Consider the following 19,681-nt stretch of genomic DNA (forward strand, 5'->3'; position numbering starts at 1 on the left):
TTTTATTTATAGATTACGAGATTGTAGGGTTTTCAAAAATAACAATCTCTGAACTGTTTGTAGTTGAAACACGTTGGGCGTAATATGTTAAAGCTGAAGAAATATATGCTGGTAACGTATCATTTGTATGTGATGTTGTATATTCATGGATTAATTCCTTTAAAGTTGTCCATTCTAATTGTGCTGGGTGATCAGACACGAAAGAACTTACCCAGCGATCAAATGAAGATGAAAAATCAGTTTGTAAACGAAATACTTCTTTCATAATAAAACGCTCCCTTAAAATGTAGTATAATCATTTTACCATAAAACACGAACGATAGCTAATTTTTTTAAGTATAATGTTCGTGTTATATAGTTGTCTAGATGATTGGTTATGTAAATTCAATTTGCCATTTGAAATAACATTCCGTAAGATGAGAGATAGAGTATATTTAGAGCTGGAGGAAAGAAAGTGGAATTTGTATTTTTAGGAACTGGTGCAGGTGTTCCTTCAAAAGGAAGGAACGTTTCAGCAATTGCTTTACAATTGTTAGAAGAACGAGGACAAACTTGGTTATTTGATTGTGGCGAGGCCACGCAACATCAAATATTACATACATCTGTACGTCCGCGCCGCATTGAAAAAATATTTATTACGCATTTACATGGCGATCATATTTTTGGATTGCCTGGTTTATTAGGTAGCCGTTCATTTCAAGGAGGAACTACGCCTTTAACGGTGTATGGACCGAAAGGAATTAAACAATTTATTGAAGTGGCATTATCGGTAAGTACGACACATGTGAAATATCCACTTGAAGTTGTGGAGATAACAGAAGAAGGTACCGTATTTGAAGATAATGAATTTTATGTAGAAACGAAAAGATTGTCACACGGTATAGAATGTTTTGGATATCGTATTGTAGAGAAAGATATACAAGGTGCTCTTTTAGTTGATAAGTTGCTTGAGATGGGTGTGAAACCAGGTCCAATCTTTAAACGTTTAAAAGATGGTGAAGCAGTTGAATTAGAGGATGGCACGATATTAAATGGAAATGAGTTTATCGGCCCACCTCAAAAAGGAAGAATTATTACTATCTTAGGTGATACGCGATATTGCGAAGCGAGTAGGGAGCTTGCACAAGATGCAGATGTACTTGTCCATGAAGCGACTTTCGCAGCAGAAGATGAGCAACAAGCGTATGATTATTTTCATTCTACATCTAAGCAAGCTGCGAGCATTGCACTTCAGGCAAATGCGAAGCGACTAATATTAACTCACATTAGTTCTCGCTATCAAGGAGATACATATAAGGAATTATTGAAAGAGGCTAGAGAGTTGTTTTCTAATACAGAAATAGCGACGGATTTGAAATCATTCCCAGTAGAAAAATGATAATTTTATAAAAAATGGTAACGGCGGGTTACCATTTTTTTATGTCTAAAAAAATTTAAAAATAAAACTGTTATTATTTTATACTTATACTTGGATGATACAGAAAATTAGGATGGTTTGAATATATAGGATAAAAATACGAAATAATGATTATTTAGAAAAACTGTTATATAAGTCAGATGACATACAAGTGATACAAATAGCAGAAATGGACTTTTATTCAGAACTTTTAAAATTCAACAAAAGTAAGCGTTTTATAAAAAACAAGCTATAATGAGGGCAGATTATAATTTATGATAAGTCACATGTATTTTAGTCATTATCGTAACAAGTGAAGTTGACTAAATCATGAGAGAGTAACACGAGAATTATAATAGGAAAGATATTACTATTATTTGTCATAAGTCTTTTTCACTTTTTAGCTAAACGATATGATTAGCGAGTGTATCTATTGCAAGTTCCTTAGTAGAAGCTTTTTATTAATAAGGTGGTGGAGATTTAATTGGTACACCACTCTTTAAAAGAGTTCAGAACATCAGCAGGTAGTCTAGGCGGAATAGCGGGTGCAAATTTAGTTGCATTAGCAATGGTTATATCACTTGTTTATGCTATGCTTGCAATGGCTTCTGTGTTAAACTTTGGATTGCTACCAGACTTTATTGTGGATTATCTTATATCATTTTTTAATAAAAATAATACTAAGAATTTTATGTATTATGATAACTGGCATTATTTCAGGTTATATTGGATTACTTTTATTCAAAAACTATCCAATTCGTACAGCAGAACAAATTCGTGGTACAACTGGAAAAGCGACAGATGTAGCAGCTTAATAGAATAGTAGAATAAATTTTTTCATAGAGGTTTAGGGGGAGTTATGATGAAGTATCGCTCAGTATTTGATATTATCGGTCCAGTTATGATTGGACCATCAAGTTCACATACAGCAGGCGCGGCAAGAATGGGGCAAGTTGCTCGCCAGCTGTTTCGTCATGAACCAGAAAGAGTAAGCATTTCATTATATGGATCATTTGCAAAGACGTATCGTGGGCATGGTACGGATGTAGCGCTAATAGGTGGGATATTAGGATTTGAAACAGATGACTTACGTATTCCAGAGGCGCTAGAAATAGCAAAAGAGCGCGAAATTGAAGTAGAATTCATTGAAGAAGATGCCAATGCACCTCACCCAAATACAGCGAGAATTCGTTTGTATAAAGGTGAAGATGAAATTGAAGTTGTTGCTTGCTCAATTGGTGGCGGTAAAATTGAAGTTGTAGAATTAAACGGATTCGATCTTCAATTATCAGGCACGAGCCCAGCACTACTTATTGTAAATAACGATCGCTTCGGTGCTATTGCAGCGGTAGCTTCAATCCTTGCGAAACATGAGATTAACATTAGTACAATGAGTGTATCTCGTAAAGAAAAAGGAAGAAGAGCGCTTATGGTCATCGAAACAGATGAATTATTAGCAGATGAAGTAATTGAAGAAATAAAAGCGCAACAAAATATTTGTCAAGTAACTATTATGGAATAATTGCAGGGGGGACACACCATGTTTCGGAACGCAGCGGAACTAGTGGCGCAAGCTAAAGAACAAAATGTAAAAATCGCAGAAATTATGATTCAATGTGAAATGGAAACAAGAAGTATTTCACGTGAAGAAGTAATTGCTGGTATGGAAAAGAACTTAGTCGTGATGGAGCAAGCAGTAGAACGTGGTATTCGCGGCGTGAAATCACCAACTGGTTTAACTGGTGGAGATGCTGTAAAAGTTCAAGCGTATATGAAGAGTGGAAAAGGCTTATCTGGAGATACGATTTTGGATGCAGTAAGCAAAGCTGTTGCAACAAATGAAGTAAACGCAGCGATGGGAATTATTTGTGCAACACCAACAGCAGGGTCTGCTGGAACAGTGCCAGGTGTACTATTTGCACTAAGAGAAAAATTGCAGCCTACACGTGAAGAAATGATTGAATTCTTATTTACAGCAGGAGCTTTCGGTATGGTTGTTGCGAATAACGCTTGTATTTCTGGTGCGGCAGGAGGATGCCAAGCTGAAGTTGGTTCAGCAAGTGGAATGGCGGCTGCAGCTGCAGTTGAGATGGCTGGTGGAACACAAGATCAAGCAGCTACAGCGATGGCAATTTCATTAAAGAACATGCTTGGTTTAGTGTGTGATCCTGTTGCAGGACTTGTAGAAGTACCTTGTGTAAAACGTAATGCAGCAGGAGCTGCAAATGCGATGATCTCAGCAGATTTAGCATTAGCTGGTGTAACGAGTACAATTCCATGTGATGAAGTAATTGAGGCAATGTTTAGAATCGGACAAACGATGCCAGTAGCACTTCGTGAAACAGCAGAAGGTGGACTTGCAGCAACGCCGACTGGTCGTCGCCTGCAAGAAGAGATTTTTGGGAAGAACAATAACTAAGTGTAATTATAGAAAAAGGAGCTCAAATAAACTTGAGCTCCTTTTTCTATTTTTCTTTTGTTAGTTGTTCTAATGTTTTTCCAAGATTATGTGATCGTTTCGTTGCCTGTGTAATACAAGAAACAAGTGCTTGGTGAAATTTATGTTCTTGTAATACTTCAATACCTGCCTCGGTAGTTCCACCAGGAGAAGTAATTTCCTTTCGCAAAATAGAAGGATGTTTGTCACTTGCTTTTAACATTTCAGCAGCACCAATCATCGTTTGAAGAATAAGTGATTTTGCAACATCTTCTTTTAAACCAATTTTTGTTGCAGCTTCTTCCATAGCTTCCACTACGTAATAAATATAAGCAGGTCCACTTCCGGATAATGCAGTGACAGCATGCATATCTTCTTCCTCTACAACAGAGACGAGACCAATCGTTTCAAATAAAGATGTTGCAGTGCGAATATGTTCCGCTGTTGCATGTTTTGAAGGGGAGATAGCGGTAGCTGATTTTAAAATGGCTGCGGATGTATTTGGCATTGCACGAATAATTGGAACGTCTTTTTGAAGTAGTTTTCTAATTGAGTCAGTAGAAACACCTGCTAGTAATGAAATAATAAGCACGTTATTATTTATGTATTCTTTAAAAGGGGTAAGCGCCTCTGCAACATCCTTTGGTTTCATTGCTAGAAAAAGAATATTTGCATCAGTAAGCAATTCTTTTTTATTATGAGTACCTTTGACACCGTATTTTTTATGTAGCTCTTGTAATCTTGTCTCGTTAGAACGATTACTTACAGTAATTTGTTCACCTTTAACAACATTTGCATGTAACAAGCCACCAATAATAGCTTCGGCAATGGAGCCTGCACCGAGAAAGGAAATGTTTTGAATAGACATGATGTTCCTCCTTTAATTTTGGTTAGAAATTCTTATAAATGTACATACATTCGTTTTTTTATAGGAAACACCTCTTTTTATCTGAAAATAATGACAAATATATATAGAAGTTGTAAACTGAAGAAGTATTCATTTTTGAACCGGAAAGAGACAGGGGGGCTAAGCATGACGGCGATTCACCGAATGGAGATTCCTGTACCATTTGCAGTGGAAACTGTGAATGTGTTTTTAGTTGAGGGGGAGGCATTAACATTAATTGATACAGGGACGAATACAGAAGAGGCAAGGAATGCGTTAGAAAGTCAATTAGGTGCATTAGGACATACGCTAGAAGATATTGAAACAGTAGTCATTACGCATCATCATGCAGATCATTGTGGACTTTTAAATATATTTTCTGAGAAGACGAATATTATTGGACATCCTTGGAATGAGCCTTGGATCACACAAAATCCAGAATTTTTAAAGCGGTATCATGAATTTTTTAGAGAGACGGCCTTACAGTTTGGTGTGCCAGCAGCATTTTTGAAAGACGAGTCGTTATTGACGACGAGGACACTTAAATATTCTTGTAATAGATCGTTAACGCATACTGTGAGAGAAGGAGATCGTATTGATTCTTTGCCTGGATTTATAGTACTTGAAACACCAGGTCATGCTTCTACTCATATTTCTTTATATAGAGAATCTGATGGAATATTAATTGGTGGAGATGCTCTCATCAGTCATATTTCTTCGAATCCAATACTAGAACCACCATATGAAGGGCAAACAGAACGGGCACGCCCATTACTACAATATAATCAAACATTACAGCGTTTAAGCGAAATGAATATTTCACGTATTTTATCAGGGCATGGGGAAGATGTTCTAAATGTGAAACAACTTATTGAAACGAGATTACAAAAGCAAGAAACACGTGCTTTTAAAGTGCTTGAGTTATTAAAGGAAAAACCAATGACAGCATTTGAAGTATGTGTAAAACTATTTCCGGTATTATATAAAGAACAATTACCACTTACTATTTCAGAAACGGTTGGACAATTGGACTATTTAGCATATAATCAACAAGTGATGATTGATGAGTCATCGCAACAATTGATTTATTATGCAAAGTAGGTGACAGCAATGACAGGACGTTTACAAAATAAAGTAATCGTCATTACAGGTGCTTCTAGTGGGATTGGTGAGCAAGTTGCAATGCAAGTTGCAGCACAGGGAGCGACTCCAGTATTAATGGCTCGAACAGAAGAGAAACTACAAGCGTTAGTAGACAAAATTAAAGAAACTTATAATACGCCTTGCTATTATTATGTATTAGATGTAAGTGAAGAGATGGAAGTACAGTCTGTTTTTTCAAAGGTATTACAAGAAGTGGGACGTATTGATATATTAGTAAACAATGCGGGATTTGGTATTTTTAAAACGTTTGAAGATGCGTCAATGGATGAAGTGAAAGATATGTTCCAAGTAAATGTATTTGGATTAGTAGCATGTACGAAAGCGGTACTACCTTATATGGTAAACAAGAACGAAGGACATATTATTAATATTGCTTCCCTTGCCGGAAAAATTGCAACTCCGAAATCAAGTGCGTATGCAGCAACGAAACATGCTGTATTAGGATTTACGAATAGTTTACGCATGGAATTAGCGAATACAGATATTTATGTTACAGCAATTAATCCAGGTCCGATAGATACAAACTTTTTTGAAATAGCGGATCAATCTGGTACATATGTAAAGAATATGGGACGTTACATGTTAAAACCAACATACGTAGCAGAACAAATCGTAAAGTCGATGCACACGAAAAAACGTGAAGTAAACTTACCGAAGTGGATGGGAATTGGCCCGAAACTTTATGCTTTATTCCCAGGTTTATTTGAACGTGTAGCAGGTAAATCATTAAGTAAAAAATAGGAGATTTCCACATGGAAATCTCCTATTTTTATTGTTTTCCAGTCACATAATCATAAACAATATCCTCAATCTCCTCGTATAAATCAATTTCAATATTTGAATGAGTCACCGTTTGAATATGTTTCACTAGCATTTCCTGATCTTCTTTTGATATTGGACTGCATTGATATTGCTGAAAACTTTTTATAATCATTTTCTCAATTAATTTTTCGTTCATATTTTTTCCCGCCTGTATGTACGTATGTATTGTTTTATTGTACTTGAAGTGAAATAAAAAAACTACCATGCACTATTTTTGTATAAAAATTCGGTTGTGTATATTGTTTTTCTAGTAAAATTAAGTTTTTTAAGTTTGGAAAATTTATAAATATTTAATTGACTCTATAAATATACAATATTATAATCATACTTAATTTAAAGAATCGATTTGAGGAGGAACTTATGAAAGTCGCAATTATTGGAGCCACTGGATATGGGGGCATTGAGTTAATTCGTTTATTAGAACAACATCCATATTTTTCTATAGCGTCTCTTCATTCTTTTTCACAAGTTGGTGAGTGTATAACAAATGTATATCCGCATCTTCGAAATGTCCTCGTTCATACGTTACAAGAAATTGATGTGGAGACAATAGGGAAAGAAGCAGAAATCGTATTTCTAGCAACACCAGCAGGAGTATCGGCGGAGTTAACTCCCAAGTTATTAGCTGAAGGTTTAAAAGTAATTGACCTATCTGGAGACTTTCGTATGATAGATCCTTCGTCATATGAACTGTGGTATAAAAGGCCAGCAGCGAAAGAAGAAATTCTTAGAAAAGCAGTGTATGGGTTAAGTGAATGGAAAAGGACTGAGATTCAACAGGCAAATTTAATTGCAAACCCAGGATGCTTTGCTACAGCCACATTGCTAGCGATAGCACCGTTAGTACGTAGTAGCATGATTGAAGAAGATTCGATTATTATTGACGCGAAATCAGGGGTAACAGGAGCAGGTAAAACACCAACAACAATGACTCATTTTCCTGAGCTATACGATAACTTACACATCTATAAAGTAAACCAGCATCAGCACGTTCCAGAGATTGAGCAAATGCTTACAGAATGGAATAGTGAATTACAGCCAATTACATTTAGCACACATTTAATACCGATATCACGAGGAATCATGATTACACTTTATGCAAAAGTAAAACAAAAGATGGAAATAAAGCAACTTCAAAAATTGTATGAAGAAACGTATGAACAATCGCCTTTCATCCGAATTTGTACGCAAGGGAAATTTCCAAGTCCAAAAGAAGTGAGAGGCTCAAATTATTGTGATATTGGCATAGCTTACGATGAAAGAACAGAAAGAGTTACGGTCGTTTCTGTTATAGACAATATGATGAAAGGCGCGGCTGGGCAAGCGATTCAAAATGCAAACATAATAGCGGGACTAGAAGAGACAACAGGTTTACAACATATGCCGCTTTATCTATAAGGGGGACATGATGATTAAAGTAGCGTCTATTACAAAATTAGAAAATGGTTCGATTGTAACGCCGAAAGGCTTTTCGGCAATTGGTACTGCAAATGGTCTGAAAAAGGAGAAAAAGGATTTAGGGGCAATCGTTTGTGACGTACCAGCATCATGTGCCGCTGTGTATACAACGAATCAAATACAAGCAGCCCCTTTACAAGTAACGAAGGATAGTATAACGGCAGAAGGGAAGTTACAAGCAATTATCGTTAATAGTGGAAATGCAAATGCTTGTACTGGAATGAAAGGATTACAAGACGCATACGAGATGCGCGCATTAGGGGCGGAACATTTTGGATTGAAAGAAAATTACGTTGCAGTAGCTTCAACAGGTGTAATTGGTGTTCCGCTGCCGATGGATATAATCCGAAAGGGAGTTGCAACTCTTATACCGACGAAGGAAGAAAGTGAAGCATATTCTTTTTCTGAAGCAATTTTAACGACGGATCTCATAACGAAAGAAACTTGCTATGAAATGATTATTGATGGGAAGAAAGTGGCGATTGCGGGTGTTGCAAAAGGTTCAGGGATGATTCATCCGAATATGGCAACGATGCTTAGTTTTATTACGACAGATGCTCATATAGAGCATGACGTATTGCAAACGGCATTATCCCAAATTACGAATCATACATTTAATCAAATTACGGTAGATGGAGATACTTCTACGAATGATATGGTCATCGTTATGGCAAGTGGATTATCAGAAACAAGGCCGATAAATATGGAACATACAGATTGGGAAACTTTCGTATGTGCTTTACAGAAGGTATGTGAAGATTTAGCAAAGAAAATTGCGCAAGATGGTGAAGGCGCTACAAAGTTAATCGAAGTAAATGTGCTAGGAGCTCAAACGAATGAAGAGGCAAAAAAAATTGCAAAGCAAATAGTCGGTTCGAGTCTTGTGAAAACAGCAATACATGGTGAAGATCCAAACTGGGGGCGAATTATTAGCAGTATTGGACAAAGTGAAGTAGCTATTAATCCGAATACAATTGACATTACTCTTCAATCTATATTGGTATTAAAAAATAGTGAGCCTCAAACATTTTCTGAAGAAGAAATGAAAGAGAGATTACAAGAAGATGAAATAGTCATTAATGTGTACTTACACTTAGGAGAAGAGACAGGATCAGCTTGGGGCTGTGACTTAAGCTATGAATATGTGAAAATAAACGCTTGTTATCGTACATAAGGAGAGAGAAGATGAGCGAATATATTGTAGTGAAATGCGGCGGTAGTATGTTGAATCAATTAAATGATGTGTTTTTTGATTGTATAAAGAAATTACAGCAGAAGTATAAAGTAGTGATTGTCCATGGTGGTGGGCCAGAAATTGATGCCAAATTAAAAGATTGTAACATCAACGTAGAAAAAAGAGATGGATTACGCGTAACACCAAAAGAAGTTATGGATGTTGTTCAAATGGTGCTATGCGGAAGTACGAATAAAAAACTCGTAATGAATTTACAAAAGCATAATTTACTTGCGGTAGGTTGTTCAGGGTGTGACGGCAATTTACTTCAAGTTCAACCTGTCAGCGAAGAGATAGGATATGTGGGGGAAGTAAGTTATGTAGAAACAGCCTTATTAAAAGGATTAATAAATATGGAGTATATTCCTGTTATTGCTCCAATCGGGGTAAATGGTAATGAAGTTTATAACATAAATGCGGACAATGCTGCAGCTGGGATTGCGGCTGCGTTAGGGGCAAAAGAACTTATTTTTATTACGGATGTAGATGGAATATTACATGAAGGGAATTTGGTAAAGGAAACGGATGAATCTGAAATTGCTACTTTTATAGAAACAGGTGTTATTACAGGTGGGATGATTCCGAAAGTACAGGCGGCACTAGCATCATTAAAAATGGGAGTGCAAAAGATAAGTATTGTGAATGGTACAAAAGATTTTACTGAGGTTACGGGAGAGTGTATTGGAACGACGGTAACGAAAGGTGTGAGTATTGCATGACGAGTCATCTTTTTCAAACGTATGGCAGAAGAACTATTGAGTTTGTAAAGGGAACTGGAACGAAAGTTAATGATAATGACGGTAAGGAATATTTAGATTTCACATCAGGAATTGGCGTATGTAATTTAGGACATTGTCACCCTACTGTTCTCAAAGGTGTACAAGAGCAACTTGATGATATATGGCATATATCTAACCTGTTTACAAACAGCTTGCAAGAAGAAGTTGCGTCATTATTAACAGAAAATAGAGCATTAGATTATGTGTTTTTCTGTAATAGTGGGGCAGAGGCAAATGAAGCGGCTTTAAAGTTAGCACGTAAGCATACTGGAAAATCTCTCGTCGTAACATGCCAGCAGTCTTTTCACGGTAGAACATTTGGAACGATGAGTGCAACGGGCCAAGATAAGGTGAAAGAAGGATTTGGTCCATTACTTCCATCTTTTTTACATATCCCTTTTAACGATATTAAAGCATTAGAGGAAGTAATGAATGAAGAAGTTGCGGCGGTAATGGTAGAAGTTGTTCAAGGAGAGGGAGGAGTAATACCTGCTGATCTATCTTTTTTGAAAGAGATTGAAACATTATGTAATAAGTTCGGTTCCTTATTTATTATAGACGAAGTACAAACGGGGATAGGAAGAACTGGAACACTATTCGCTTATGAACAAGTGGGAATAGAGCCTGATATCGTTACCGTAGCAAAGGCGCTTGGGAATGGGATTCCTGTCGGAGCGATGATTGGCCGGAAAGAGCTCGGAGCGTCGTTTACTGCAGGATCACACGGTTCAACTTTTGGCGGGAATTACATCGCGATGGCTGCAGCGAAAGAAGTATTGCAAGTAAGTAAAAAACCATCGTTTTTAAAAGAAGTACAAGAAAAAGGCGAGTACGTATTAGAGAAGTTGCAAGAGGAATTACAGCATGTCGAATGTATTCAAAATATACGTGGTAAGGGGCTTATGATTGGGATTGAGTGTAAGCATGAAGTTGCAAGTTTTATAGAACAACTAGAAAACGAAGGACTTCTCGTATTACAAGCAGGTCCTAATGTGATAAGACTATTACCGCCACTCATTGTCACGAATGAAGAGTTAGAACAGGCAGTATATATAATAAAAAAAGTAGTTTGTACAAAAAACGTATCAATCATATAAGGGGGAAGTTTCATGTCAACTGTACAAGTACCGAAATTAAATACGAAAGATCTTTTAACACTAGAAGAATTAACGAAAGAAGAAATTATTTCTTTAATTGAGTTCGCTATATATTTAAAAAAGAATAAGCAAGAGCTTTTATTACAAGGCAAAATATTAGGGCTTATTTTTGATAAGCATTCCACTCGTACTCGTGTATCTTTTGAAGCAGGAATGGTACAGCTCGGGGGACATGGTATGTTTTTAAGTGGGAAAGAGATGCAAATGGGAAGAGGAGAAAGCGTTTCAGATACTGCGAAAGTATTATCGCAGTATATTGACGGGATCATGATACGTACATTCTCACACGCGGATGTAGAAGAGCTTGCAAAAGAATCGAGTATTCCTGTTATTAACGGTTTAACGGATGATCATCATCCTTGTCAAGCATTGGCAGACCTTATGACGATATACGAAGAAACAAATACATTTAAAGGAATAAAATTGGCTTACGTAGGTGACGGAAATAATGTATGTCATTCATTGTTGCTAGCGAGTGCAAAAGTCGGAATGCATATGACTGTGGCAACGCCTGTAGGGTATGAACCGAATGAAGAGATTGTAAAAAAAGCGTTAGCAATTGCCAAGGAAACAGGAGCTGAAATTGAAGTTTTGCATGATCCTGAATTAGCAGTGAATGAAGCAGATTTCATTTATACTGACGTTTGGATGAGCATGGGGCAAGAGGGCGAAGAAGAGAAGTATACTTTATTTCAACCTTACCAAATCAATAACGAACTTGTTAAGCATGCGAAGCAAACATATCGTTTCTTACACTGTTTACCTGCCCATCGTGAAGAAGAAGTAACAGGAGAAATTATAGATGGACCGCAGTCTATCGTCTTTGAGCAAGCTGGTAATCGATTGCATGCTCAAAAAGCGTTATTAGTGAGTTTATTTAAAAATGTAGAAGAGCCTTCCTAAAAGGGAGGTTTTTTTATATTAAAATGTCGGATGTATATTTGGTTAACCATTTCGATATCATTTATAATAAAAGAGAAAACTAAATTTGTTTTTCAGAGTGTGTCAGGACATACTACATATAAAAATATAGTTAAAGAGATGATGAGGGTGAAAACAACTAAGAAAACATATTCGTTTTTCCAGCGGATGTGGAGAATATTAAAGTTTCAATATTATAAGTTGCTTCGATCGCCAGAAGGCGCAAAGAAAGTATCGTTAGGGTTTGCTATAGGATTCGGCTTAGAAATGTTAGTCATTTATACGGCATCGCTCGTATATGTAATATTTTATCCAATCGTCAGGTTAGCAAAGGGATCTTTTCCTGCGGCAGTTATTGGCAATATTATTGGGAAAATATCGTTTCTCCCAGTATTTTTATTTCCGCTTGCGTATGCGCTAGGAAAAATGATTTATCCATTTCATGTACAGAAAATTCATCATGAACCATTTACGATATCGGACTTGTTTTCAAGTCACATTTTTACGATATTAAAGAGCTTATTACAAAGTGAAGTGTATGTATTAATTGGAATGACGATTTTAGGAGTTGTGTTTGGTCTCATTTCATATTTCGTTGTGCATTATTTATACGAAAAGAACCGTAAGTTACGTTTGAAGAAAAGGAAGAAACGAGTGAGAGAACCACTTGTACAATTATAAACAATGTCACATTCATTTTCTCCTTTGAATATGTTTAAGAAAAAGGAGGAGAGGATAATGTATTATTATTACGTGCCTCAAGTATATCCATATGTAAATTATTATCCGGTTTATGATACGAGTAGACAATACGAATTATATCGGCAACAACAATTACAGCAATTATCACAAATACCACAATTACCAACACAACAGCCTACACAGGAAAAAAACCATATTTAACAACATGGCCATATTCCAATGTATACTATGGTAATTATTACGAATCATAAAGCTGCTTCTATTTAGAAGCAGCTTTATACGTTTGTTTTCAAAATTAAATTTTGAATGGTTTGAAGAGAATGAATGAGCTTTTCGCGCTCTTCCTCAGATAATGTTTGGAAATTTTCTTTTAGTTTGTCTAAAATGAATTGCTGATACTGATTTACTAATAATTTCCCTTCAGCTGTTAGAGAAATTAAAATGACCCGTCGATCTTTTTCGCTATAATGACGCTCTATTAGTTCTTCTTGAATAAGTTTGTTTAATAGAGGTGTCATGTTAGGCCGTGAAATCGCTAGCCGCTTGCCGATTTCGGAAACTGCTAATGTGCCGTTTTCATGCAAAAGCAGTAATACTTGTGTATGTGATGGCGGCATATGTCTTTGAGAAGAAAATTCTCCAGGAAGCATAAATTTGCGATAAAAAAGAGGCACTAGCGAAAGAAGATGATCAACAATACGTTCCCACTCGCGTGATTCCATATAAAGGCCCCCTTCCACTATCATTGTAACAAAAAAGACATGTTATAAAAATAGAATTGTTTCATGGTCGCTTTAATATTTGTAGGATAACACTTGCTTTGTAAATGTGTTGGCAATAATTGCATAGCCGTTATCATTTGGGTGTACTTGGTCAAATAATAACTCTTTTTTATCATTCGATATTAATTTGCGAATTGGTAAAACGATAGATGGTTGATTTGCTTTGGAAATGGAATAAACAGATTCATTCCAGCCATCTAAAAACATATCTGCATAACTTGCGATGGAGTCATCGAGTTGTAACGGGTTATAGAGTTCTGAGAGAATGAGTAAAGCGTCCGGATTTTGATCTCGAACTGTCTTTACAATACTTTTTATATCCGCTTCAAAATGGGCTTTTTCTTTATTTAACATTTTTATACCATCTATAACACCAACATCACGATGTAAACGAAATAAATTATTTCCTCCAATATTAATTGTAATTATATTTGCTGCTCTAATTTTTTCCTTTACATCTTCTGATTGAACTTTTTTAGCGAGACGATCTGTTGTAAGACCGTTTACCCCAAGGTTTTCTACTGTAATTGGTTTATGAATTTGTGCTTCTATTTGCTTAGAAGCTAATTCAGCAAATCCACCTTGTGTCGATCCATATCCTTTAGCGAGTGAATCACCTAATACAAGATGATAAAAAGATTCGTTTGTTTGCTTATCAATCCAATTTGGGGCAGATGTTTTTTCTGTTTTTTCTTCAGATTCATTTTGTTTTGTCTCGTCGTTCTTTTCAAAATAAGAATAAGAAATGATCAGAAGGAGGAGACAAACAATTGTTAAGATGACTTTTTTCATAAATTCATCCTCCTTGTAATTGGTAATTGTATCATATTCAGCAGTATTAGCAATGTAAGGGCATATTATATGTTTATGAAAAGTTTATAATAACTTTACAGAAAATTTGTTGAAGTTTGTCAAAAAATATTGACGATAGGAAAGAACTTTATATATGATAATGTCAGATAAGGTGAAACTTTAATGAGTGGGAGCTTTATTTCCTATTAATTAATAGTCTTCATCAATCGGGCGTTTAAGGGGACTACTCGTTAGCGCAGGGTGAAATGAAAATTGTGTCTCTAATAGAAGAAAAAAGGTATGTGGTTAGAGACAGATAGGGATTCATTTCATTATTTCTGGTAATTGTATAAGGGGGATTTTTTGTGAAAAAGTCAAAAAAAATGCTAGCTGGAGCAACTCTTGCTATTGGTGTTATAGCGCCGCAAGTATTGCCAGCAACAGCTCATGCGGATGAGCAAACTGGGGAGAGTACAGTTAACTTACGAATTCTAGAAACATCAGATATTCACGTTAACTTAATGAATTACGATTATTATCAAACGAAAACAGATAATAAAGTAGGTCTCGTGCAAACTGCAACACTCGTTAATAAAGCACGTGAAGAAGCGAAAAACTCTGTCCTATTTGATGATGGAGATGCATTACAAGGGACACCGCTTGGAGATTATGTAGCAAATAAAATAAAAGATCCGAAGAATCCTGTGGATCCTAGTTATACACATCCATTATATCGTGTAATGAATTTAATGAAGTATGACGTCATCTCTCTTGGGAATCATGAATTTAACTACGGCTTAGACTATTTAAACAAAGTAATTAGTAAAACGGAATTCCCGGTTATTAACTCGAATGTTTATAAAGATGATCATGATAATAATGAAGCGAACGATGAAAATTATTTTAAACCATATCATATTTTAGAGAAAGAAGTAGTGGATGAAGCAGGCCAAAAACAAATAGTAAAAATTGGTGTAATAGGATTTGTCCCACCTCAAGTTATGAACTGGGATAAGGCAAATTTAGAAGGAAAAGTAAAAGCGAAAGATATTGTCAAAACAGCGAATAAATTAGTACCGAAACTGAAAAATGAGGAACATGCAGATATTGTCGTTGCACTAGCGCATTCAGGTGTTGATAAGAGTGGATACAACGAAGGAATGGAAAATGCATCATATCATTTAGCAACACAAGTTCCTGGCGTAGATGCAGTATTAATGGGACATTCACATACTGAAGTGAAGGATGTATTTAATGGTGTTCCAGTTGTAATGCCTGGTGTTTTTGGTAGTAACTTAGGTATTATTGATATGCAATTGAAAAAGGTAAACGGAAAATGGGAAGTACAAAAAGATCAATCTAAGCCGCAACTTCGCCCGATTGCTAATAGTAAAGGTACCCCATTAGTAGAATCTGATCAAAAATTAGTTAATGAAATTAAAGATGAGCATCAAGCGACAATCGACTATGTAAATACACCTGTAGGTGAAACGAAAGCACCAATTAATAGTTATTTTTCATTAGTACAAGATGATCCTTCCGTACAAATTGTGACAAATGCGCAAAAATGGTACGTAGAACAAGAACTTAAAAAACCAGAGTACGAAAAGATTAAAGATATTCCGGTTTTATCTGCAGGCGCACCATTTAAAGCAGGTGGCCGAAACGGTGCTACATATTATACGGATATTCCAGCTGGAACGTTAGCAATTAAAAACGTTGCAGATTTATACGTGTATCCAAATACGTTATATGCTGTAAAAGTAAATGGGGCACAAGTGAAAGAATGGCTTGAAATGTCTGCAGGTCAGTTTAATACAATTGATCCAAAGAAAACAGAAGAACAGCCATTAGTAAATATAGGCTATCCTACATATAACTTCGATATTTTAGATGGCTTAAAATACGAAATTGATGTAACACAACCGGCGAAATACGATAAAGATGGAAAAGTTGTAAATGCAAATACGAATCGTATTGTAAATATGACATATGAAGGTAAGCCAGTAGCTGATGATCAAGAGTTCATCGTCGCTACAAATAACTATCGTGGAAGTAGTCAAACGTTCCCAGGTGTAAGTAAAGGGGAGGTTGTATACCAATCACAAGATGAAACACGTCAAATCATTGTGAAGTATATGCAAAAAATAAAAAATATTGATCCAGCAGCTGATCAAAATTGGACGTTTAAACCGATTGTTGCAGATAAATTACATACAACATTTGATTCTTCACCAAATGCACAAAAGTATATAAAGAAAGATGGGAACATATCATATGTTGGACCATCTGAAAATGAATTTGCTAAATATGCAATTGATATAACGAAGAAAAATGATGATAAAGAAACTGGTGAAGGAAATCCAACGACACCGCCAACAGGTGGGGGAGAAAATCCAACAACACCGCCAACAGGTAATGGAGAAAACCCAACACCACCAACAGAAGAAGGTAATAATGGTAATGAACCAAAACAAGATGGAAACAATACTGGATCTGGACAAACTACAACAGATGATCAAAATACAAAAGAAACAACAACAACTGTAAGTGAAAATAAAGAAGCTGAAAAAGATGAACGTGATTTACCGAAAACAGGTGCAAGTATTGCTTCTACAATTGGAGCGGGTCTTGCGTTTGTTGGAGCGGGATTACTTATGTTATTTAGAAGAAAGAAAGCGAATAGATAGTCGAGAAATATAAAAAGGATTACCGATTTGGTAATCCTTTTTATTATATTATGAAACTGGTACTGCTTTTTCTTTTTTCCATGAAAGGCCGAATCCAGTAAAGCCGACGATAATGGTTACGACTGGACATGCTAAACAGAAGATTGCGTATGGCAGGTAATCGAATGTTGGAACGCTAAGAACGTTTGTTAAGAATACGCCACTTACACCCCATGGTACGAGTGGATTAATTACTGTACCAGCATCTTCTAATACTCGCGATAAATTACGACGTTCTAAACCGACTTCATCGTATTTATTAGCAAATGCTTGTCCTGTTAAAACGATGGATAAGTACTGCTCACCAAGTAAGAAGTTTACACCAATTGCAGTTGAAGCAGTAGAAATAATTAAGCGTGTACTAGTTTTTACGAAGCTAGAGATAATATTCATCAGCTGCGCTATAATACCCATTCCTTGTAATAATCCTCCCATACAAAGAGCTAGGAAAATAAGAGCAATTGACATCATCATACTTTGCAGGCCACCGCGAGATAATAAGCTATCAATATCTTTGATACCAGTTTTAGAAACGTAACCGTCTTGCATAATTTTTATTAAATCAGCTAAAGAAGTGCTAGGTTTAAAAATAAAGAGAATAATAATCCCTACCACAATTCCTGCAAGTAATGTTGGAACTGCGGGTACCTTTTTAAATGCGAATAGGAACAGTAATAAAATAGGAATCAGTGTAACGATAGAAATCGTTGTATTTTTTTCTAATGTGTTAATAAATGCTGAGAAATCAACGTTTCCATCAGATCCGCTTCCTAAAATGAAAAATGCGATAAAAGCAATAATGAAAGCTGGTACTGTTGTCCAAAGCATGTTACGAATATGTTCAAATAAATCTACACCCGTTACAGCAGGCGCTAAGTTTGTTGTATCAGATAAAGGAGACATTTTATCTCCGAAGAATGCACCAGAAATAATTGCACCAGCAATAAGAGCTGGATCGTATCCAAGGGCAGTACCCATTCCCATAAAGGCAAGTCCTACAGTTGCAGCAGTTGTAAAAGCACTACCGATACTCGTTCCAACAATTGCACAAACAACAAAAACAGTTGGAACGAAAATTTTTGGAGATACAAGTTGGAAGCCGTATACCATTAAAGTCGGAATAGTTCCAGCTGCGATCCAAACGCTAATTAATACGCCTACAAGTAAGAAAATAAATATAGATGGAATACCAGCTGAAATACTACTAATCATCCCTTTCTCCATAGTAGACCAAGAGATTCTCTTCAAGAATCCAAATGCTAATAAAAGAACGATACCAAATAAAATTGGGATGTGTGGTGAAACTTCTAATTGAATAACACTAAAACCAATACAGAAAAAGATAAAAATTGTTAAAAGAACAGACTCAATTTTTGAAACCATTGTTTTCCCCTCCTAAGTAATATGAAATAGCTCTTTTTTATATAAAATTCGCCAATATTGTATATTTCCTTCTAAAATTTAGAATTTTGTGACAAATCACCGGTAATTGTTTGTTCTTCTATATGATACGGAAAAGATTGGATAAAAAAACGTCCCTGCATATAATTATGCAGGGACGAAGAAATCGCGGTACCACCCTAGCTTGTGAAATGAATGTATCACAAAATAAAGGGTCATATGATATGCGCTTATAAAATAAAAAAACGCCCCTGCAATATATGCAGGGACGAAAAATTCGCGGTACCACCCTAAATTGTGAAACAGTGTCGTTTCACCACTCTTTAGACATAACGGTCTATAACCGTCTTTCACTACTCCTCACGTTTCGTAAAAGAAGCTCCAGGGGGTAATTCATAATTCGCTCTGTACTGGTTCGCACCGACCACCAGCTCTCTGAAATCAGAAATCGAAATACTACTAAATCCTATCAACGCCGATTCATATGATGTTAGTTAAATTTTTATCATATTTTCATCTTACATGTCAATAAAAATATTAAATGTTTTTTTAGGGAAATAAAGGATAATTGTTTTTAATGCTGTAAAAATGTACGTTATAATGAATTTGAAAGGGGGAGGAAAGAGTGAAGAAAAAAATAATTCTTTTTACCACTTTATTAGTTATTGGAGGAAGTGCTGGAATTTACACAGCTTTTGCGGCTGAATCAGAGCAGCTGAAACAAAAGCAAATACAACAATCAGAAGTGAAGAAAGTAAAAGAAATAGAAGAGAAGAAATCAATGGAAAAAGCAGCAGAGAAACTAGGAGTTTCTACAGAGGGAAAAACAAAAGAAGAGGTTACGAAAGAAGTAAATACCGCTAGGTTTGAGAAGCGTCATGATTTATTAATTGAGCACGCTAAGCAACTTGGAATTGATACAGAGGGGAAAAAAGATGAAGAAATTATTTTAGAAATTGGAAAGATACAGCATGGAAAGTAGAACAACTTATCGTATGATAAGTTGTTCTTTTTTAAGAAC

19 protein-coding genes, 1 pseudogene and 1 other annotated feature are annotated in these 19,681 nt (G+C 35.9%); of the genes and pseudogenes, 14 read left to right on the forward strand and 6 right to left on the reverse strand.

Annotation, left to right across the window (positions count from 1 at the left end; translation table 11 throughout):
- Positions 1-13 precede the first annotated feature (13 nt).
- Positions 14-265 carry a DUF3932 family protein gene (locus tag HMPREF1014_RS03725; RefSeq protein ID WP_000665709.1) on the reverse strand — a complete coding sequence of 84 codons (252 nt, stop codon included), beginning with the start codon at positions 263-265 and terminating at the stop codon, positions 14-16.
- 189 nt (positions 266-454) lie between these two features.
- On the opposite strand from HMPREF1014_RS03725, the gene rnz reads away from it, so the two are divergent.
- The 3 genes from rnz to sdaAA all read left to right on the forward strand — a co-directional run bounded on the left by rnz (position 455) and on the right by sdaAA (position 3,815).
- Positions 455-1,378, forward strand: coding sequence for a ribonuclease Z (rnz, locus tag HMPREF1014_RS03730; RefSeq protein ID WP_000397453.1), 924 nt, complete (start codon positions 455-457; stop codon positions 1,376-1,378).
- Positions 1,379-2,258: 880 nt separating this feature from the next.
- Entirely contained in the window at positions 2,259-2,918 is a 660-nt protein-coding gene (sdaAB, locus tag HMPREF1014_RS03740; RefSeq protein ID WP_000877445.1) for an L-serine ammonia-lyase, iron-sulfur-dependent subunit beta, read from the forward strand.
- Between the two features lie 18 nt (positions 2,919-2,936).
- A complete protein-coding gene (sdaAA, locus tag HMPREF1014_RS03745) occupies positions 2,937-3,815 on the forward strand; it encodes an L-serine ammonia-lyase, iron-sulfur-dependent, subunit alpha (protein WP_000489461.1) in 879 nt (292 codons plus the stop codon).
- A 46-nt stretch (positions 3,816-3,861) separates the two neighbouring features.
- Here the strand turns inward: sdaAA and proI are convergent, their stop codons facing one another.
- Positions 3,862-4,701 carry a pyrroline-5-carboxylate reductase ProI gene (gene proI, locus HMPREF1014_RS03750; protein ID WP_000027251.1) on the reverse strand — a complete coding sequence of 280 codons (840 nt, stop codon included), beginning with the start codon at positions 4,699-4,701 and terminating at the stop codon, positions 3,862-3,864.
- A gap of 165 nt (positions 4,702-4,866) precedes the next feature.
- Here proI and HMPREF1014_RS03755 point away from each other — a divergent pair, with 165 nt between their 5' ends.
- The gene (locus tag HMPREF1014_RS03755) at positions 4,867-5,820 is read left to right on the forward strand and encodes an MBL fold metallo-hydrolase (protein ID WP_000125105.1); all 954 of its coding nucleotides are present in this window, start codon (positions 4,867-4,869) and stop codon (positions 5,818-5,820) included.
- Between the two features lie 9 nt (positions 5,821-5,829).
- On the forward strand, positions 5,830-6,624 hold the full coding sequence (locus tag HMPREF1014_RS03760; RefSeq protein ID WP_000147791.1) for an SDR family NAD(P)-dependent oxidoreductase: 795 nt from the start codon (positions 5,830-5,832) through the stop codon (positions 6,622-6,624).
- A 28-nt stretch (positions 6,625-6,652) separates the two neighbouring features.
- Here the strand turns inward: HMPREF1014_RS03760 and HMPREF1014_RS03765 are convergent, their stop codons facing one another.
- Positions 6,653-6,841, reverse strand: coding sequence for a YqzH family protein (locus HMPREF1014_RS03765; RefSeq protein WP_001003222.1), 189 nt, complete (start codon positions 6,839-6,841; stop codon positions 6,653-6,655).
- 224 nt (positions 6,842-7,065) lie between these two features.
- On the opposite strand from HMPREF1014_RS03765, the gene argC reads away from it, so the two are divergent.
- From argC to HMPREF1014_RS31160, 7 genes and pseudogenes are all read left to right on the forward strand, one after another.
- Positions 7,066-8,103 carry an N-acetyl-gamma-glutamyl-phosphate reductase gene (gene argC, locus HMPREF1014_RS03770; protein ID WP_000861252.1) on the forward strand — a complete coding sequence of 346 codons (1,038 nt, stop codon included), beginning with the start codon at positions 7,066-7,068 and terminating at the stop codon, positions 8,101-8,103.
- A 10-nt stretch (positions 8,104-8,113) separates the two neighbouring features.
- A complete protein-coding gene (argJ, locus tag HMPREF1014_RS03775; protein ID WP_000598380.1) occupies positions 8,114-9,337 on the forward strand; it encodes a bifunctional glutamate N-acetyltransferase/amino-acid acetyltransferase ArgJ in 1,224 nt (407 codons plus the stop codon).
- Between the two features lie 11 nt (positions 9,338-9,348).
- The gene (gene argB, locus HMPREF1014_RS03780) at positions 9,349-10,116 is read left to right on the forward strand and encodes an acetylglutamate kinase (protein WP_000006083.1); all 768 of its coding nucleotides are present in this window, start codon (positions 9,349-9,351) and stop codon (positions 10,114-10,116) included.
- A complete protein-coding gene (gene argD, locus HMPREF1014_RS03785; RefSeq protein ID WP_000200562.1) occupies positions 10,113-11,273 on the forward strand; it encodes an acetylornithine transaminase in 1,161 nt (386 codons plus the stop codon). The genes argB and argD overlap by 4 nt, the downstream gene beginning before the upstream one ends.
- A gap of 12 nt (positions 11,274-11,285) precedes the next feature.
- Positions 11,286-12,236, forward strand: a complete 951-nt coding sequence (gene argF / locus HMPREF1014_RS03790) for an ornithine carbamoyltransferase (protein WP_000108846.1) — start codon at positions 11,286-11,288, stop codon at positions 12,234-12,236.
- 138 nt (positions 12,237-12,374) lie between these two features.
- On the forward strand, positions 12,375-12,935 hold the full coding sequence (locus HMPREF1014_RS03795; protein ID WP_002005691.1) for a DUF2062 domain-containing protein: 561 nt from the start codon (positions 12,375-12,377) through the stop codon (positions 12,933-12,935).
- A gap of 57 nt (positions 12,936-12,992) precedes the next feature.
- Positions 12,993-13,207: pseudogene (locus HMPREF1014_RS31160) on the forward strand (hypothetical protein).
- A 24-nt stretch (positions 13,208-13,231) separates the two neighbouring features.
- On the opposite strand, the gene HMPREF1014_RS03805 reads toward HMPREF1014_RS31160, so the two are convergent.
- Positions 13,232-13,678, reverse strand: a complete 447-nt coding sequence (locus HMPREF1014_RS03805) for a MarR family winged helix-turn-helix transcriptional regulator (RefSeq protein WP_000445819.1) — start codon at positions 13,676-13,678, stop codon at positions 13,232-13,234.
- A gap of 72 nt (positions 13,679-13,750) precedes the next feature.
- Positions 13,751-14,530: a GDSL-type esterase/lipase family protein gene (locus HMPREF1014_RS03810; protein ID WP_000755848.1), complete on the reverse strand. Its 780-nt coding sequence runs from the start codon at positions 14,528-14,530 to the stop codon at positions 13,751-13,753.
- 365 nt (positions 14,531-14,895) lie between these two features.
- Between HMPREF1014_RS03810 and cpdB the strand changes: the two genes are divergently transcribed.
- Positions 14,896-17,220, forward strand: coding sequence for a bifunctional 2',3'-cyclic-nucleotide 2'-phosphodiesterase/3'-nucleotidase (gene cpdB, locus HMPREF1014_RS03815; RefSeq protein WP_000748608.1), 2,325 nt, complete (start codon positions 14,896-14,898; stop codon positions 17,218-17,220).
- Positions 17,221-17,268: 48 nt separating this feature from the next.
- On the opposite strand, the gene nhaC is transcribed toward cpdB, so the two are convergent.
- Positions 17,269-18,642 (reverse strand): Na+/H+ antiporter NhaC, encoded by a 1,374-nt coding sequence (gene nhaC, locus HMPREF1014_RS03820; RefSeq protein ID WP_000253735.1) that lies wholly within the window; start codon positions 18,640-18,642, stop codon positions 17,269-17,271.
- 279 nt (positions 18,643-18,921) lie between these two features.
- Positions 18,922-19,142 (reverse strand) — a binding site (T-box leader).
- Between the two features lie 143 nt (positions 19,143-19,285).
- Between nhaC and HMPREF1014_RS03825 the strand changes: the two genes are divergently transcribed.
- On the forward strand, positions 19,286-19,642 hold the full coding sequence (locus tag HMPREF1014_RS03825; RefSeq protein WP_000726902.1) for a hypothetical protein: 357 nt from the start codon (positions 19,286-19,288) through the stop codon (positions 19,640-19,642).
- Positions 19,643-19,681 lie beyond the last annotated feature (39 nt).

The organism is Bacillus sp. 7_6_55CFAA_CT2, from assembly GCF_000238655.1.
Taxonomy (GTDB): Bacteria; Bacillota; Bacilli; order Bacillales; family Bacillaceae_G; genus Bacillus_A; species Bacillus_A cereus.

Excerpts from the sequence above, each read along its gene's own strand:
- HMPREF1014_RS03725 (WP_000665709.1), bottom strand. The coding sequence starts at position 265 with ATGAAAGAAGTATTTCGTTTACAAACTGATTTTTCATCTTCATTTGAT.
- sdaAB (WP_000877445.1), top strand. The coding sequence starts at position 2,259 with ATGAAGTATCGCTCAGTATTTGATATTATCGGTCCAGTTATGATTGGA.
- sdaAA (WP_000489461.1), top strand. The coding sequence starts at position 2,937 with ATGTTTCGGAACGCAGCGGAACTAGTGGCGCAAGCTAAAGAACAAAAT.
- proI (WP_000027251.1), bottom strand. The coding sequence starts at position 4,701 with ATGTCTATTCAAAACATTTCCTTTCTCGGTGCAGGCTCCATTGCCGAA.
- HMPREF1014_RS03755 (WP_000125105.1), top strand. The coding sequence starts at position 4,867 with ATGACGGCGATTCACCGAATGGAGATTCCTGTACCATTTGCAGTGGAA.
- HMPREF1014_RS03760 (WP_000147791.1), top strand. The coding sequence starts at position 5,830 with ATGACAGGACGTTTACAAAATAAAGTAATCGTCATTACAGGTGCTTCT.
- HMPREF1014_RS03765 (WP_001003222.1), bottom strand. The coding sequence starts at position 6,841 with ATGAACGAAAAATTAATTGAGAAAATGATTATAAAAAGTTTTCAGCAA.
- argC (WP_000861252.1), top strand. The coding sequence starts at position 7,066 with ATGAAAGTCGCAATTATTGGAGCCACTGGATATGGGGGCATTGAGTTA.
- argJ (WP_000598380.1), top strand. The coding sequence starts at position 8,114 with ATGATTAAAGTAGCGTCTATTACAAAATTAGAAAATGGTTCGATTGTA.
- argB (WP_000006083.1), top strand. The coding sequence starts at position 9,349 with ATGAGCGAATATATTGTAGTGAAATGCGGCGGTAGTATGTTGAATCAA.
- argD (WP_000200562.1), top strand. The coding sequence starts at position 10,113 with ATGACGAGTCATCTTTTTCAAACGTATGGCAGAAGAACTATTGAGTTT.
- argF (WP_000108846.1), top strand. The coding sequence starts at position 11,286 with ATGTCAACTGTACAAGTACCGAAATTAAATACGAAAGATCTTTTAACA.
- HMPREF1014_RS03795 (WP_002005691.1), top strand. The coding sequence starts at position 12,375 with ATGATGAGGGTGAAAACAACTAAGAAAACATATTCGTTTTTCCAGCGG.
- HMPREF1014_RS03805 (WP_000445819.1), bottom strand. The coding sequence starts at position 13,678 with ATGGAATCACGCGAGTGGGAACGTATTGTTGATCATCTTCTTTCGCTA.
- HMPREF1014_RS03810 (WP_000755848.1), bottom strand. The coding sequence starts at position 14,530 with ATGAAAAAAGTCATCTTAACAATTGTTTGTCTCCTCCTTCTGATCATT.
- nhaC (WP_000253735.1), bottom strand. The coding sequence starts at position 18,642 with ATGGTTTCAAAAATTGAGTCTGTTCTTTTAACAATTTTTATCTTTTTC.